Origin of the sequence: Algoriphagus aquimarinus (assembly GCF_900112005.1) — a bacterium.
GTDB classification, from domain to species: domain Bacteria; phylum Bacteroidota; class Bacteroidia; order Cytophagales; family Cyclobacteriaceae; genus Algoriphagus; species Algoriphagus aquimarinus.
In genome coordinates this window covers 1-16,169 of record NZ_FOKK01000010.1, presented here as the reverse complement: position 1 = coordinate 16,169, position 16,169 = coordinate 1, and the positions used below count along the sequence as shown (strand labels likewise).

Here is a 16,169-nt window from a genome sequence, read left to right as displayed (position 1 = left end):
TGGGAATTAAGTGGCCTGTGGGGATACAGGCCACGGAGTAGAATAGGAGGGTCATAGGATAAGTGTAGTCAACATCTTACAGGCGCTATCTACCTGACCCTAAGTGATCAAGAAGAAAATTCTTCGGTTTTATTTTGGTGTATGTGAGCTAACTTAGTTATCTTGAACTAAGTTAAATTTTTACATACCTAAACAATTTTTATTATGGAAAATCGAGTATCAATTACCATCCCTCCAGCAGACCTCAAAGCAATCAACGACGCAGTGAAGGTGTTGCAAGAAAAGTTAGGGCCACTTTTAATTTCCCTGACTGTAGATGAACGAAGAGCACTCACTAAGATGGGTGAAGCCTCAAGGCCCTTTGCAGAAAAGGTAATGGAGTATGTGGTCACCAACCCAGAGTTTTTACCTCCTTATTCCGATGTGGCAGAAATGCAAAAAGATTGGAAAGCAATTAACGAATTGGGATCGGTGTATAACGCCATAAACCAGCTTACAAGCAACTTGGACGATACCCTGATGGAAGCAGGCTCAGAAGTGATGGAGCAGGCCAACATGTATTATCGATCCGTGCAAGGTGCCGTAAAAGCCAACGTGCCAAGTTCCAAGCCGGTGTATGCAGACTTAAGAGTGCGCTATGAAAAGCGCAGCAAACGCAGTGGCGGAGATCCAGCAGGAGTTTAAAAAGTTGCTCCACTCACCTAAAGCCGGGAAGAAATTCCCGGTTTTTTTTATGGGTGAACTGCAAAAAGGTAAAAAAGGAAGCGCAAAGAGTATAGTTTCCATGCAGCCTAGTTGTGCTGCTTCTCCAGAAGCAGCACAAAATCTGATCAGAGCTGCTCAATATCGCCTATTAGCCGCTCGCTAAACATTCCGAGGTGATCATTATATGTTCCTAGCAGATCCAGAGCGGCTTTAAGCTGATAAGTATGTGTTCTGAGGTGAAAATTATGTGATCTGAACAGATAATTATGTGCTCTGAGGTGATAAATATGTGTTCTGAACTGATAATTATGTCTACTGAACTGATAAATCGATGAGCTGAGGAGATAAATCGGTGATCTGAGCAGATAAGTTGGAATTAGCTAATAGATGTTCGACCACCTTCGGGGTCGTGGGATTCAAAGGTAGTATTCGTTTACCATGGGTTGCACCCATGGCTATTAATGGTTTGACCCCGTTCGGGGTCATGCCTTTAGTTCTAAATTTACACGCCCGACCACGGAGTGGTCCAACTTTTCAATAACCGCGGGTGCAACCCGTGGAATCGTGAAATGATGATGGGTAATGGCTACCCTGCAGGGGTTGAACTCATATCCGAGGAATTCCAAAAAATATAATAAAGCGTAGATACAATCTACGCTTAGTCATGCATCCTTAATCTTAGCTGGGGGGTTGATTATTCTTTTTTCCATGGGTTGCACCCATGGCTATTAATGGTTTGACCCCGTTCGGGGTCATGCTTTTAGTTCTAAATTTACACGCCCGACCACGGAGTGGTCCAACCTTTCAATAACCGCGGGTGCAACCCGTGGACATGCGACATTAAGAGATTGTATGGCAACCCCGAAGGGGGTTGAACCTAAAGAGTAAAAAAATCTATCTAATTTAATTTTTTATTTTCCCGCAGAAACCTTAAAAAACCCATTATATCATCAATTTTATAACTGAGTTTTGTAGAGATTTTTTGAGCATATTCGTCATGCCAATTTTTATTCTCTTTGAGTGCTATATATAATTCATCTTCGCCTAAGTATTCATCGTCCATAAACATTGAAAAAATAAAATTATACATCCTTTCCATATCAAATGGATGATAAGACTCTGGATGTTGGCTTATCCAAAAATCAAATAATTGCTGCGTTTTTTTGTTTTTAAACTCTTTCATATTTTTTTATTTAAAATGATCTTTTACAAATTCTTCAGTAAATGCTATCAAGCTACCAATTTCTGATTTATCAAAACTTTCCCAATCAGCATGAAAAACTTTATTTCTTAATCTAGTATAAGGTTCAAGTAATGAAGCAATATTTTTTTGAATTATACCTTTACTTTTCAAGGCATTGATTATTTCAGCCATTGACTTTTTTGTAACGTTTAACCCATTAATATCTGCTATCTTTTTTAAGGAATCTTCAAGAGCAGCGCAAATTAGGACTGAACATATCTTTAAATCCCCACTCGAATATTGCTCTTTAGAAAATGAAATAAAATCAGTAAAAATCTCCTTAGAAATTGATTTTTCAATACTTACTAAAAGATCATTTTCAATCTCATACTTTAAATTTGATAATATCCCAATTATAGATGTTAACAATTGGGCATCTCTAGCCTCAATAGATTTATATTTAATGGATAGTATTTTATTATTAATTAAAAGTAATTCCTTAATATGTGAAGAATTTTTTCCGTAAATATTCTCTAATACAGAAATAGTACCATAATAAATCTCCATAGATTCATCATGAAAATTTAGATCTGAAAAGGCACCTATATTAAAACTACTATCATTCTTTTTTAGCTTTTCAAATTGAGCCTTTGCATTTTCCTGTAAGTGCACTACCCTTTTCTTAATTGATTCCATAAATCTTTATTTAAACAATTCCAATTTCATCTATCTCCCTCATAACCCTCTCAGTCTCCGCAAGCGCTTTGATGATTTTCTGGTAGTGCAGGATGTCTTGAAAATCTAGGGTGCGGCCTTTACGGTCTTTGAGCCATTTTTGGGCGGGTTGGTAGCCGCCGATGTAGAAGTTCCAGGCGAGTTCGGGTACGTTATCAAAGTATTGCTCGGAGTTGATGTAGACTCTTCCCGTCACTGCGAGATCCGCTTCAGCGGTCGAAGCAGTCTCTTCGTCTGAAACAGATTGCTTCGGTCGTTCCTCCCTCGCAATGACGAAATGTGGCTTCTCCACTTCATTTTCACCGCCGATGGGGTACTCGGTGATGTATTCGCTTAGACTTGGGCTTTCCATCAGGTGCAGGGATCGGAGTTCTCCGCCTAGGGCGACTAGTCTCCAGAACTCTTCCACATCGGTAGGATAAGGAACCCGAGGGAAATCTATCTTCAAAAACTCCTTGTAGGTCTCCCGATAGCTCGGTGAGTGCAAGACCGCATAGATGTAATCCAGCAAATCTATTGGAGCAAAACTCCCTTCCGTATCGGTCTTTTCTGATTCAAAGGTCAAGCCCAAACCCTTCGCGATTTCTGCTACGATCTTTGGATCTAGATTGGGAGTTCGGCTGGTGTTGGATTCTAAGGAAAGCTGGGAATCGGAATCTGGGTAGAGATAGAGAGGGAAACCGTATGCAGATTCCTTAGTCTGAAGTGATATAGAGTTCCTATCAACAATTGTATTAGAAATAAATACATGTTGAAAATCAAAAGAACTTTGTTGTCTGCAAGTGATTAAACACAAGTTTTTATTAGTCAAATTACTCATAGCATCAAAACTTGGACGCCTTAATAGATTTTGATCATAATAAACATTTCTTTCATCAAATGGACGATAAAATATTTTTGAAATATTATTTGAATTAAAACTGGATTGATTAACTCTATCAAGAAATTTAAAACTTGTTGTATTAACAATATTAAATTCTTGCAATAAATTCTGTTTCCTTTCTTGAGGGAAAACGCCTTGAATATTTTCAGTTAATTTTTCTTTCTCAAAATCAATAAAAAGAGAATCCCTACCTGTCTCTGTTCCAGTATTATAAACTTTAAACAACTCAATAACAGAAAGCCCCCTTATATATGATGATGATTGCGACAAGTCTTTTTCAGTAAAAAAATAATTACTTTTTTCTGGTTTCAATATATTCCAATTAAATGAATTTAATTTATTTTTAGATAATTGCTCATATTTAAACTCTCTCTTTCCAAACAAATCAAAATGAAACACCTGCGCTAAAAAATCTTTCTTTACACTTTCTTTCTTTACAAAAATATTTATGCTTACACCCTGTTGAATATCAAATACATTTTCATCTTTTGATCCATCTTTTGCTTTTTCATTTCTTTTTACACTTCCATGCAGATCAATAATATAGATTTTATCGAAGGTTTCTAGTAATTCCTTTCTCATTTGGCGATGAATCAGTCCATCCAAAAAGCTATTGTTGGACACATAAGCTAAGATTCCTGATCCATTTTTCTCAATAAAATGCTGCCCGTAGCGAATGAATTTGATGTAATCATCCGATAGTGGCTGAATATTTCTTTCGTTCAGATTCTTTTTATAATCGGCTACTAAACTCTCGATCCACTCTCCTTTATTCGTGCTACTTACACTGTAAGGTGGATTTCCTGCCACGATCATGACAGGTGCATCACGCTTGATCTGATTGGCTTCGTTTGCCTCGGCACTCAGCCAGTTGGCGAAGAGGGTTCCTGTATCCTTGTGGTATTCCTCTAGGGAATTGGTCAGATAGATGCGAAAGCGTTGGCCTTTGGTGCCCGTGTAGCCGGTTTGCTTGAGCACAAGATCTAGCTTCAGATGCGCCATTGCATAGGATGCCATCAGGAGTTCGAAGCCATTGATGCGGGGCAGCAGGTGATTTTCCACATAGGAATTCCATACACCTTGCTGTCCTTTGAATTTGGAATAGATATGATTGATCGCCTCTGCCACGAAGGTGCCTGTGCCCGTAGCCGGATCAAGAAATTGCACCCGATGCACTTCCTGCTCCATTTCCCGCATTCCACCTGAGAATCGTTTGTCGTGCGTAGGGATAGGTACTTTGATGGTCGTTTTGGAGGTATCCGCCAGTCCCATCGGCAAGTCGAACTCCTCGATCAGAATATCATCCACGGCACGGATGATAAAGTTCACCACAGGATGCGGCGTGTACCAAACCCCTCGGGCTTTGCGCAGCTTAGGATCATAGGTACTCAGGAAGGTCTCGTAAAAGTGGATGATGGGATCCTCGGTCTGGGTGGCTTTGCCGAAGTTGCTCAGGATAGCGTTCACATCTGCCGCCCGGAAGATATCTGCCAGGGCATCCACGATCCAGGTGATTCTATCGTCGAGGTCATAACCTGCGATGTATTGGAAGAGCTTTCGAAGGAAAGGATTAGACTTAGGGATCAGTTCGGCAGCTTCCTGTCTGGAAAAGGAATCCAAGGTCTCGTCATAAAGCCGCGCGGCAAACATCCCGTAGGAGATCGTCTGGGCATAGACATCCGAAAATTCCTTTGGTGTAATGTCATGGATCAGGATTTCCTTGAAGGCATTCATCTGTTCTTTCAAGGTGGAATTCTCCTGATTTTCCACATCTGAATTGAGAGAGTTTTCGATCACATTGGCCAGCATTCTTGCCTTGCCCGCCATCATCTCAGCAAGTTTCTTTGGGCTTTTGATACTTTGGCTGATATGCGTGGTAAACTCCTTGATGAGGAGTTCGAAAGCAGGGAAATTATGGGGTAGCGGAAGGATTTTTCCACCATCCACCACACCGATGCAAATGGAAGTAACGAGTTCCCCGTTTTTGTAATAGTAGAAATCCAGGTAATCGGTAAAGATCAAATTGTCCAGCGAGCCTTTGTATCGGTCGAATTGCTCTTTGTTTCCGTTCTTTTTGACGCCTTTCAGATCTGAATCTCCTATGTCTTTTGCCTCAATGAAACCTACGGGAATCTCTTTTTTATTCGTCAGAATGTAATCCGGAGCTCCGCAGGCTTGACGCTTGGGTTCGTTGGTGGCGGATATGTTGGGAACGAGGGATTCAATCAGGTTTTGCAAATCACCGCGAAAGGTATGCTCAGTGGCGTGGCCTAATTTGTATCGGGTGTTGATGCTGTGTAGGTATTCGGAAACAGTCATGAAAAAGAGTTAGTAAAAAAGAACTCCCTAAAGATATCATTTACCCCGAAAACGAAAAGCAGTTTTTTTAATTCCTAATGCTTTTAGGCTCTCTGAGAGCATTAAAAGATTTATGTTTAAATAAGGAAGGTTAACACCACCTTACTCCCTTCGATTCCAATAAATCTTCAGATTGTTGGTGGATCGGCCGGCGGCGATTAGATCGAGTTTTCCATCGCCGTTGAGATCGGCGGCAGTTAGGCTTTCGGTTGCCATGCCGTTTTGATCGATCCAGTGGGCTTTGAATTCGGTGTAGTTCTCGTTTACGGGCTCGTATAGTTTGATTCCTATATCTCCGGCTTCATTTGGCGTGCGCCATCCAGCCACGATTTGAACAGTGCCGTTTCCCAAGAAATCCCCCGTCACAATTCCATGACCTTCATTAAGGCTTTTATCCAAGACGATCCGCTGTGGCTGGGAAGATTCCTGGGTTGCTGCGAATGCTGTCACTTGATTGCCATGCATGGGCTCCACTCCAGCCAGAAGTATTCCTCGGCCGGGGATCATTGCCAGTGCCAATTCTCCAAAGGATTGATGGCCAGGAGGTGACTCCTGTGTAGGTCCGGCAAACCAGTTACCATCCCGAACTGAAAAGCTTTTTACTCCTTCTTTTCCTCCTATAAAAATCGTCTCGCCTTCACCCACGCCTAGGTCTTTGGAAATCATATTATGCGTCAGATGCATGGATTCATCGATGAGGTTCGTTTTCCAAGGATTGTTTGGGTCTGCAGGTTTCTCATAGCCAATCACCTTCACTCCGGCTCCCTCGCCTGCTTTATTTCCCCGACCGTGAAGTGGAAGCACGATGAGTTGATAGGTATCGCTCCCTGTTTTCACCCAGTACATGCGATGCACCGTTGGCTCATGCGGAAGTTGCACTGCTGTCCAAAGTTGAGTAGGATCGGCTGGTCGAATGAGGTAATGCACCGAACCGGATTGAGTTTCATCGCTGGTTTCTCCTGGGTTCCACTGCGCACCTACGGCTATCTCCACTTTTTCATCTCCATCGATATCCCGCGCTGCTATGCAGACATTATCCCGTTCGGTCAAGTTTTCTGCCAATACAAAGCGCTTCCAATCCCCGTTTCGGTACCATACAAATTGTTTTTTATCTGCCATAATCAAATCTGGCTTTCCGTCTCCATCCACATCACCAACGACCAGGCCATAGCCTATGGAGACATTGGAGTCTATGAGTTGGGATTCGAAGTTTGGGCTGTCTAGGGAAAATAAAAGTGCAAGCCATGGGAGAATAAGGAGGTTCATAGTTTAAAAATTTTGGTGTCTTCTAAAGTTAGAAAAATTGAGTGGAATTTTACTCGCCTGGAAACGTCATTGCGAGACGAGGAACGAGGCGTGGCAATCTCTATATTGGAAGTGCTAACCTTAAATAGATTGCCGCGTCGGCCTAAGGGCCTCCTCGCAATGACGTAGCTACATAATCTCGTTTAGCATGGATTGAGCCATAAAGGAAGTTTCAAATGGTATATATCCGCCGCAACTTTACCTTAGCCAGATCTGTTTACCTACCATGCATACGCTTGAGCCATACTTTAACTGGAGAAATCTTTACATCGCTGCAGAAGATCCTCTATCTCCGTTTTTTGAATATCAAAACAGCGAAGTTCATTTTACGGATTCCATCTACAATTTTCTTATTCACCCGCAGTGGGATAGCATGGAATCGGAGACGCTTTTTCTGAAAGTAATCTATGCAGACTATCAGCATGGTTTTGCTGTAATCGAATTGATGGGTGAGTGGAATGACCTGCTGAACAATGATATTATGACTTTGAAGCGGAATATCATTGAATTGATGATCGGAGAGGGCATCAACAAATACATTCTGATTTGTGAGAATGTGCTCAACTTCCACGGTGATCTGGAAGCTGATGATTACTACGACGAATGGCAAGATGAATTAGAAGACGGCTGGATTGTCATGCTAAACTTGCGTGATCATGTCTTGTCTGAAATGAGCAGGTTTGGTATAGACCGATACTTGGTCATGGGAGGTAAGCTTGATGATATGAGCTGGCGAACTCGTCATCCCAAGCAGCTTTTTGAAATAATTGATGCAGTGGTGATGCGCAGGTTGGGTGGTTAATTTTTTGTTTTTCACTTAGTCTGTGAGACACAAACCAAACCAAAACAAGTTACCAAAAACCAGAAAATCAATCTTCGTATTTTTCTAAGCCTCAATCATTATCGACCGCAAGCGAACAAAATTGTTCGATAGATTTTCTATTAAAAGTGCTTATCCTACCTGGTACACCCGTTCCGAGGGTTTTTGGATGGCATAAAAGTGGAATTGTATATGGGGTCATGCTATAGCTATAGAATGCGAACTTGTCCCGGAAGCTTTCGGGAGAGTGCGGTAATCTGTTTCTTAATATCACGATGAGATTGCTTCGTTCGTTCCTTACTCGCAATAACGCAAACCTTAAAATAGGAAGGTGGCGAACTACAAATAATAATGAATGTAGAACGTCGAATGATGAATGTAGAAGTTGAGAAATTAGTAAGAATCATATAAGTCTAGAAAAAAAATGTGGAAAAACTACCTTAAAATCGCCTGGAGAAATATCACTAGAAGTAAGGGGTATGCATTTATCAACATAGCTGGTTTGGGAATCGGGATGGCTGCCTCGATATTGATTCTGATCTGGGTGCAATTCGAGCTATCTGTAGATCGCTTTCACGAGAATTCAGACCGTGTCTATGCCAATTGGAGAAATACCGAAATGCAAGGGGAGATTTTTACCTGGGACTATACTCCAGCGCCGTATGCGCCTGCCATGAAGGAGCAGTTTCCTGAAGTGGCAGAGGTAGCCAGAATTACTGAGTGGGATCAGCAACTTTTGACGGTAGGCGAGAATAGTTTTTATGAAGAAGCCACTTTTACTGATCCTGGTTTTTTTGAGATGTTTAGTTTCGAAGCGCTGGAAGGTGATCCTGTTGCAGCTTTAACAGAACCGAATAATATTATTTTGACAGAATCCGTGGCAAAAAAACTATTTGGTGAATCTTCAGCGATGGGGAAATCAGTCACAGTAGACAAGCAAATGGATTTTGAGGTGAAAGCTGTCATTAAGGATTTGGCGAAAAACACAGATTTCCCTTTTACTGCATTTTTGCCATTCAAGAAGCTGGAAGCAATGGACTGGGTGGATGATTACTGGGGAAACAATTCTTATCGCACTTTTACAATGCTAAATGAGGGGACTGACCTCGCTGCATTCAATCAGAAGTTTAATGATTTCACTGCCAAAAATTCAGAGATGAAAGAGGTGTCCGATTTTCTCTTTCCGATTGGAGATCTACATCTCTATTCCAAGTTTGAAAACGGGAAATCTGTAGGTGGAAAAATAGAAATGATCCGGATGTTTGGGATAGTTTCTATCATTGTTTTGCTGATAGCAGCTATCAACTTTGTGAACCTGAGCACTGCCCAAAGTGATAAACGATCAAAAGAGGTGGGAATAAGAAAGATCTCCGGAGCTGGCAAAGGAATGCTCATTGGTCAATTTTTGGCTTAGTCTATATTGATTGCGCTTACCGCATATACTTTAGCCATTGTTATTGTTTCCCTGTCCTTTTCATGGTTCAAAGATTTGGTCGGACAGGATTTGGCAAATCCATTCTCACAACCATTCTTTTGGGGGATTTCTGTGATTTATGTATTTGTGACAGGGATATTGGCGGGGAGTTATCCAGCGTTTTTATTAAGTTCCTATAAACCAGCAGTTGTCTTCAAGTCCAAGATGAATGCAAAAAAGAGCTTTGGTTTGAAGCCCCGTGAAGTATTGGTTGTATTTCAATTTGCGGTGGTGGTCACTTTGATTTCAAGCGTTTGGATTGTGCAAGATCAGATGTCTTTTGTGCAGAATAGAGATCTGGGGATCGATAAGGATAACCTGATTTTTCACACAGTGACGGAGAATATGCGAGAGAATAAAGCGGCGCTTCGCAATGAACTGATAGCACTTCCGGAAGTAGAGCAAGTGAGTTTTACTTTTTCTCCCTTGACGGATATCTACAGTGACACAGATGGTATGGAATGGCAGGGCAAAGACCCCGAGTACAAACCGATGATTAGCCGAATGGGAAGCGATGCGAATCTGGTAAAAACTGCCGGAATGGAATTGATCGCCGGTAGAGATATTGATATTTATACCTATGCTGGAGATAGTCTTTCCGCACTGGTGAATGAGAAAGCTGTGGTAGTTATGGGTTTTGACGATCCAATTGGTCAGGTGATAAAGGACGATTCTTATGAGTTTACTATTGTGGGCGTGGTCAAGGATTTTATAATGGAGTCACCATTTGATGAGGTTATTCCCATCATGGTCATGGGGCCAAAGCGCAATTTGAATTTTGTCCATATACGACTTGCCGAAGGAGGAGATTATGCGAATTCTCTGGCTAGTGTGGAGACTGTTTTCAATAAGTTCAATCCTGATTCTCCTTTTGATTACAAATTTGTGGACGAGGAACATGCGCGGAAATTCAGTTCGCAGGAGCGTACAGCCAAGCTCACTTCTCTCTTTACAGGTTTAGCCGTGATGATATCTTGTATGGGACTTTTTGGCTTGGCGACTTTCATCGCAGAGCGAAGGAAAAAGGAAATATCCGTGCGAAAAGTAATGGGAGCATCCGTAGTCAGCGTGGTAGGTTTGATCTCTTCAGAATTCACCAAGTTGGTTGTCATCTCAGTGATCATTGGTATCCCCGCAACTTGGTATTTTATGAGCGACTGGCTGGAGACATTCGCCTATAGAACAAGTATTAACTGGACGGTGTTTTTATGGACGGGTGGATTGACGTTGGTAATTGCGCTGCTGACAGTGAGTACTCAGGCAATTAAGGCGGCATTGGTGAATCCTGCTGATACGCTCAAGAGCGAGTGAAAAGGTTTTTGGTTTCGGATGTTTGATTTCGGATCTGCGTCATTACGTAGGGGCGAAAAATCTTTCGCCCCTACTTTAATTGGTATATTCTTCATGGAATTTAGTTATCAAACTTCTAGCTACATCTGATAATTTTCCACTCCATAAGCCTCAGCTATCCAGCCTACAACTACAATCATGACCTTTGATCATATTCTTGGCTAGTGTTTTTCAGATTTCTTTACCTTCAGGGCTTGAATGAAATTAAGTGAGCCCTATGAGAAAGTACCTGCTAGTATTTGCAGTTTGTAGTTTGAGTTTTTGGAGTTGTGAGAACAAGCAGAAAGATCCCTTTGCTACCGAAAAACCTGATGAATCGAGATTCACGAAAATCCCTCTTGCGGGGAATTTCAATGAGCCTATGGAGATCGAGGTCTTGGACAATGGAGATGTTCTGATCATCGAGCGACATGGTTTGCTGAAACTTTATCAGGAAGAATCAGGACAGACAATCGTTGTTGGAGAGGTGGATGTGTTTCCTGAGCGGGAAGATGGTTTAATGGGAATGGCTAAGGATCCGGATTTTTCGAAGAATAACTGGTTGTATCTCTATTACGCTCCAGCTTCTGAGCCTGTCAAAAATAGGATTTCAAGATTTGATTTTGTTGACAATAAGCTAGATCTAGCTTCTGAGGTGAAAATCCTGGATGTGGATCTTTTTCGTGGATGTTGTCATTCTGCTGGTGCATTGGAATTTGATGCTCAGGGAAATTTGTACTTGGGCATAGGGGATGATTCTACGCCTTTTGAATCGAGCAATTTTAATCCTATCGATGAGCGTCAGGATCAACCTAAAAATGTGGATGCGCAGAGAAGTTCGGGTAATACCAATGATTTGCGGGGATCGATTCTTCGTATCAAACCAAATCCAGAAGGTGGATATTCTATTCCTGAAGGGAATTTATTTCCAGTAGGCACTCCGAAAACCCGTCCTGAAATCTATGTAAAAGGCAATCGAAACCCATTTAGGTATTCTATAGATAGTCATAACGGTAATTTGTATTGGGGTGAAGTGGGGCCAGATGGTTCGGAAGATAAAGAAGGTCGTGGTCCAAGAGGCTATGATGAAATCAACGTGGCGACAGGACCGGGATACTATGGCTGGCCATATTTTGTAGGAAATAATAATGCCTATTGGAAATACGATTTTGCTACCAAAGAAAGTTTGTTTCAGTTTGATCCTAAAGCACCTCAGAATACTTCTCCCAATAATACGGGGATGGAGATTTTGCCAGCAGCCAAACCTGCTTTGATTTATTACCCTTATGCTGAGTCGGAAGAGTTTCCTATGCTCGGTCAGGGAGGGAGAAATGCCATGGCTGGGCAGGTTTATTATAGAGAGGATTACGATGCTTCCGAAGTTAGATTTCCAGGCTATTACAATGAGAAGTTGTTTATCTACGACTGGATGCGAAACTGGATTTTCACGGTTAGTCTGACGGAGAATTTCGAGTACGATACCATGGAGCGCTTTATGCCAGAAACTCATTTTGAGAAGCCGATGGATATGCAGTTTGGGAAAGATGGTTCCCTGTATGTATTGGAATATGGTACGTTTTGGCGTGCGAATAACGATGATTCTGGTTTGTATAGAATCGTTTTTTCCGAAGGAAATAGAAAGCCCGAAGTGAAACTCTCAGCTGACAAAACTCTGGGTGCTGCACCCTTGACGGTGAATTTCTCTTCAGCAGGAACACAAGATCTAGATACAGATGATCAGGTTAGTTTTCTATGGGAATTTGGAGAAAATGGAGCGACTTCTACCGAAGAAAATCCATCGCATGCCTTTGACAAACCGGGGATTTATAAAGTAAAATTGACAGCTACTGACTTGCAAGGCGAGGCAGCAACGTCATTTTTGGAAGTAAAAGTGGGTAATGAAGCGCCGTCTGTTTCTATAGCATGGGAAGGAAATCGAAGTTTCTATTTCGGGAAAGAAGCGATCAACTACAGTGTGACCGCAGCTGATAAAGAGGATGGGGAAATCGATCCAGCTCAGGTCAATTTGACAATAGACTACCTAGAAGGCGGGTACGATCTGATAGAGATGGGGCATCAGGAAGAGGTGCTGAGCATAGGGGAGACTTACATCAATGAGGCGGGTTGCAAGGCTTGTCATGGAATCAGCAATGAATCTGTGGGGCCAGATTATACTTCGGTTTCTGAAAAATACAAGAATGACAAGAATGCGAAATCCTACCTGATCGATAAAGTCAGGAATGGTGGCTCGGGCGTTTGGGGTGAGCAAATCATGCCTGGACACACGCATTTGGATGAGAAAAGAGTAGGGCAGATGGTTGATTTTGTGCTGAGCATCGCCAATCCAAATGCAGTCTCCGGATTAGCAGCTTCTGGGAAATACCAGTTTGAAAACACGGAAGACCCAGAAGGTTTTTACATGGTTCAAGCTGCTTATGAAGACAAGGGAGCCAATGGCATTCCTGCGATTAAGACTACGAGTCAGCTGAAATTGAGAAATACCACAGTTTCTGCATACAGTGCAGATGGTATTGAGAATGTAGCGCGAGCAAATCCGGAAGATGAGCATTACGTGCAATTCACTGCATCAGGATCCTGGCTTTTGTTTAGAGATATTGACCTCAATCAGATCAAGAATATCACGCTTTCTATCATGCCCGGAAATACGGTAGGGAAACTTCAGGTAAGAGCTGGATCTCCAGATGGTGAGTTGCTGGCAGAAACAGGCTCCCTAAGGAAGGATTCCAGACCTAAATCAGGTCCACAAGAAGGATGGTTTAATGCTTCCTTTACTATTCCACCCACTGATTACTTTGGGGACTTATATTTCGTGTATGTGACGGATGGGTCTATTTCGATCTGGGGTACCTTCAATCTGAATTCATTGAAATTTGAGAGATAAGAAGATAGAGAAATTGTAACCGGTTAGTTTGATTGATTATTTTTCAAACTAATCGGTTAAATTAGATCAAACTTTTTAGCATATGGCACTAGAGAAAAAACACTGTTTGAATTGTGGGAATGCGATTCAAGGCAGAATCGACAAGAAGTTCTGCGATGATCAATGCCGCAATAGTTTCAACAATCAGCAAAATGCACTATCGACGAATTACATCCGTCGGGTCAATCACAGCCTGAAAAAGAACAGGAATATCTTGGAAGAAATCATTCCCCCAGGTGAGGAAATGGCGAAAACAACCAGAGAGCGTTTGCTTCGTGATGGATTTCAGCTGAAGTATTTCACGCATCTCTACGAAACCAAAAAGGGTAATATCTATCATTATTGCTACGACTATGGCTATTTGGCGTTGGAAGGAGATTGGTTTTTAGTGGTGAAAGGCAAGGAAGTTTAGGGCTAAGCAATGATTTTGGCTACTTAGGTCGCAGTAAATTGGTACTTTTGCGCGTGTCAGAAAAACAAACAGAATTCACCGCCCAGTATCTCAAAAGCCTTTCGATTGATAGCCTCAACGAAATGCAGACCGAATTTATCTCCAGAGCTGCCAAAAATCCCCATCTCGTACTTTTATCACCTACAGGCTCAGGTAAAACTGTAGCCTTTCTGATTCCACTTTTAAATTCCCTCAAGGAAAATGTGAGGGAAGTGCAGGCGCTGATTATTGTGCCTTCCAGAGAATTGGCTATACAGATCGAGCAGGTTTTCAAAGGCATGAAAACTCCCTTCAGAGTGAGTACAGTTTACGGAGGTCACTCTTCCAAATTGGAATCAAACAGTTTGGGTGAAGCACCAGCCGTGATCATCGGTACGCCAGGAAGATTGGCTGATCATATAGAAAGAGGTTCTTTTGATCCGAAAACTATCCACACGGTGGTTTTGGATGAATTTGACAAGTCTCTTCAAATGGGCTTTCATGAGCAGTTGAAGGTTATTTTTGGCGCGCTTAACGGTGAGCAAAGACACTTGCTTACTTCGGCAACTGTATTGAAAAGATTGCCTGATTTTCTACCATTTATAGATCATCGCACGGTTAATTTCCTGAAGGATGTGGTCGAGTCCAAGTTGGAACTCAAAGTGGTCCATAGCTCTAGTAAGGAAAAAGGAGAAATGCTGATGCGTTTGGTGGCAGGGTTTCAGGACGAATCCTGTATCGTTTTCTGTAATCACCGCGATGCTGTCGATCGACTGAGCATTTTGCTCAATGACTATAATTATTTCCACTCTGTCCTTCATGGAGGTTTGGAGCAAATAGATCGGGAGAAAAACCTGATCAGATTCCGAAGCAAGGTCACCAATTTGTTGATCGCTACAGATCTAGCTTCACGCGGTTTGGATATTCCAGAGATCAAGCATATTGTTCATTACCAATTGCCTCCAAAGGAAGATGCTTTTATTCATAGAAATGGTAGGACAGCTAGGATGCATGCCGAAGGGCAGTCCTATATGATCTTGGCAAACGATGAGTCAAGACCAGATTACGTGGAAGAATTCATCGAAGAAATTAAGGTAGGCGAAAAGCTAGTGCCGCCAGTTCCTCAGGAATGGACTTGCCTCTATGTGAGTGCGGGCAAGAAAGATAAAGTCAGCAAGGGAGATATCGTAGGGATGCTTACCAAAAAAGGCGGATTAACAAGCGCAGAAATCGGATTGATCACCATCATGGATTTTGCCTCTTATGTAGCTGTGAAAAGTAATCTGGTTCAAAAGCTGATGCCAAAATTGAAGAACGAGCGGGTGAAAAAAGTGAAAGTAAAAATCGAAGAAGCGAATTAGGTTTCAGTCCCGATAGTGATTGGGATTGGTCGCAGTTCAACTGACGCAACTCCCCCTTTTCAAAGGGGGCAAGGGGGATTTTCTACCTTTCCGAGTGAACAACTCATCACCTTTACAAAAGAGAGTTGATCCGTATTCAAAATATATCTGAATCAGTCATGGTGTGATTGAGTTCAGTAAGTAGTCGTCTATAATCTAGAAATTGCCTGTAAACACTTTGCGAAAATGGTTGAAGTTCAACTGACGCGACTCCCCCTTTTCAAAGGGGGCAAGGGGGATTTTTACCTTTCCGAGTGAACGACTCTTCACCTTTACAAAAGAGAGTTGAGCCGTTTTCAAAAGGTATTGGTATCAGTCATGGTGTGACGGAGTTCAGTAAATAGTCGTCTATAATATAGAAATTGCTTGTAAACACTTTGCGAAAATGGTTGAAGTTCAACTGACGCGACTCCCCCTTTTCAAAGGGGGCAAGGGGGATTTTTACCTTTCCGAGTGAACAACTTATCACCTTTACATAAGAGAGTTGATCCGTATTCAAAATATATCTGGTTTAGTCAAGGTGTGATTGAGTTCAGTAAATAGTCGTCTATAATCTAGTAATTGCCTGTAAACACTTTGCGAAAATGGTTGAAGTTCAACTGACGC

The 16,169-nt window shown here is 41.9% G+C and carries 12 protein-coding genes; 8 read left to right on the top strand and 4 right to left on the bottom strand.

The window, feature by feature from the left end:
• The first annotated feature begins 204 nt into the window (after nucleotides 1–204).
• Together BM291_RS13555 and BM291_RS21935 are read left to right on the top strand one after the other, a co-directional pair.
• A complete protein-coding gene (locus BM291_RS13555; RefSeq protein WP_092898317.1) occupies nucleotides 205–684 on the top strand; it encodes a hypothetical protein in 480 nt (159 codons plus the stop codon).
• Nucleotides 638–868: a hypothetical protein gene (locus BM291_RS21935; protein ID WP_139229099.1), complete on the top strand. Its 231-nt coding sequence runs from the start codon at nucleotides 638–640 to the stop codon at nucleotides 866–868. Before BM291_RS13555 ends, BM291_RS21935 begins: the two co-directional genes overlap by 47 nt.
• Before the next feature lie 735 nt (nucleotides 869–1,603).
• Here BM291_RS21935 and BM291_RS13550 read toward each other — a convergent pair.
• From BM291_RS13550 to BM291_RS13535, 4 genes are all read right to left on the bottom strand, one after another.
• Nucleotides 1,604–1,888: a hypothetical protein gene (locus BM291_RS13550; RefSeq protein ID WP_092898315.1), complete on the bottom strand. Its 285-nt coding sequence runs from the start codon at nucleotides 1,886–1,888 to the stop codon at nucleotides 1,604–1,606.
• Between the two features lie 6 nt (nucleotides 1,889–1,894).
• Nucleotides 1,895–2,584, bottom strand: coding sequence for a DUF4145 domain-containing protein (locus tag BM291_RS13545; RefSeq protein WP_092898313.1), 690 nt, complete (start codon nucleotides 2,582–2,584; stop codon nucleotides 1,895–1,897).
• A gap of 10 nt (nucleotides 2,585–2,594) precedes the next feature.
• Nucleotides 2,595–5,825 (bottom strand): type ISP restriction/modification enzyme, encoded by a 3,231-nt coding sequence (locus BM291_RS13540; protein ID WP_092898311.1) that lies wholly within the window; start codon nucleotides 5,823–5,825, stop codon nucleotides 2,595–2,597.
• A gap of 141 nt (nucleotides 5,826–5,966) precedes the next feature.
• Nucleotides 5,967–7,130, bottom strand: a complete 1,164-nt coding sequence (locus tag BM291_RS13535) for an FG-GAP repeat domain-containing protein (RefSeq protein WP_092898309.1) — start codon at nucleotides 7,128–7,130, stop codon at nucleotides 5,967–5,969.
• 265 nt (nucleotides 7,131–7,395) lie between these two features.
• On the opposite strand from BM291_RS13535, the gene BM291_RS13530 reads away from it, so the two are divergent.
• The 6 genes from BM291_RS13530 (at nucleotide 7,396) to BM291_RS13505 (ending at nucleotide 15,524) form a co-directional block, all read left to right on the top strand.
• Nucleotides 7,396–7,971, top strand: coding sequence for a hypothetical protein (locus BM291_RS13530; RefSeq protein WP_092898307.1), 576 nt, complete (start codon nucleotides 7,396–7,398; stop codon nucleotides 7,969–7,971).
• Between the two features lie 442 nt (nucleotides 7,972–8,413).
• Complete coding sequence (locus BM291_RS13525) at nucleotides 8,414–9,403, top strand: ABC transporter permease (protein WP_092898305.1); 990 nt, start codon at nucleotides 8,414–8,416, stop codon at nucleotides 9,401–9,403.
• A gap of 6 nt (nucleotides 9,404–9,409) precedes the next feature.
• Nucleotides 9,410–10,774, top strand: coding sequence for an FtsX-like permease family protein (locus BM291_RS13520; RefSeq protein ID WP_092898303.1), 1,365 nt, complete (start codon nucleotides 9,410–9,412; stop codon nucleotides 10,772–10,774).
• Nucleotides 10,775–11,030: 256 nt separating this feature from the next.
• Nucleotides 11,031–13,694 (top strand): PQQ-dependent sugar dehydrogenase, encoded by a 2,664-nt coding sequence (locus BM291_RS13515; protein WP_092898301.1) that lies wholly within the window; start codon nucleotides 11,031–11,033, stop codon nucleotides 13,692–13,694.
• Between the two features lie 82 nt (nucleotides 13,695–13,776).
• Nucleotides 13,777–14,145, top strand: a complete 369-nt coding sequence (locus BM291_RS13510) for a DUF2116 family Zn-ribbon domain-containing protein (protein ID WP_092898299.1) — start codon at nucleotides 13,777–13,779, stop codon at nucleotides 14,143–14,145.
• Nucleotides 14,146–14,198: 53 nt separating this feature from the next.
• Complete coding sequence (locus BM291_RS13505) at nucleotides 14,199–15,524, top strand: DEAD/DEAH box helicase (protein WP_245786872.1); 1,326 nt, start codon at nucleotides 14,199–14,201, stop codon at nucleotides 15,522–15,524.
• Nucleotides 15,525–16,169: the final 645 nt, after the last annotated feature.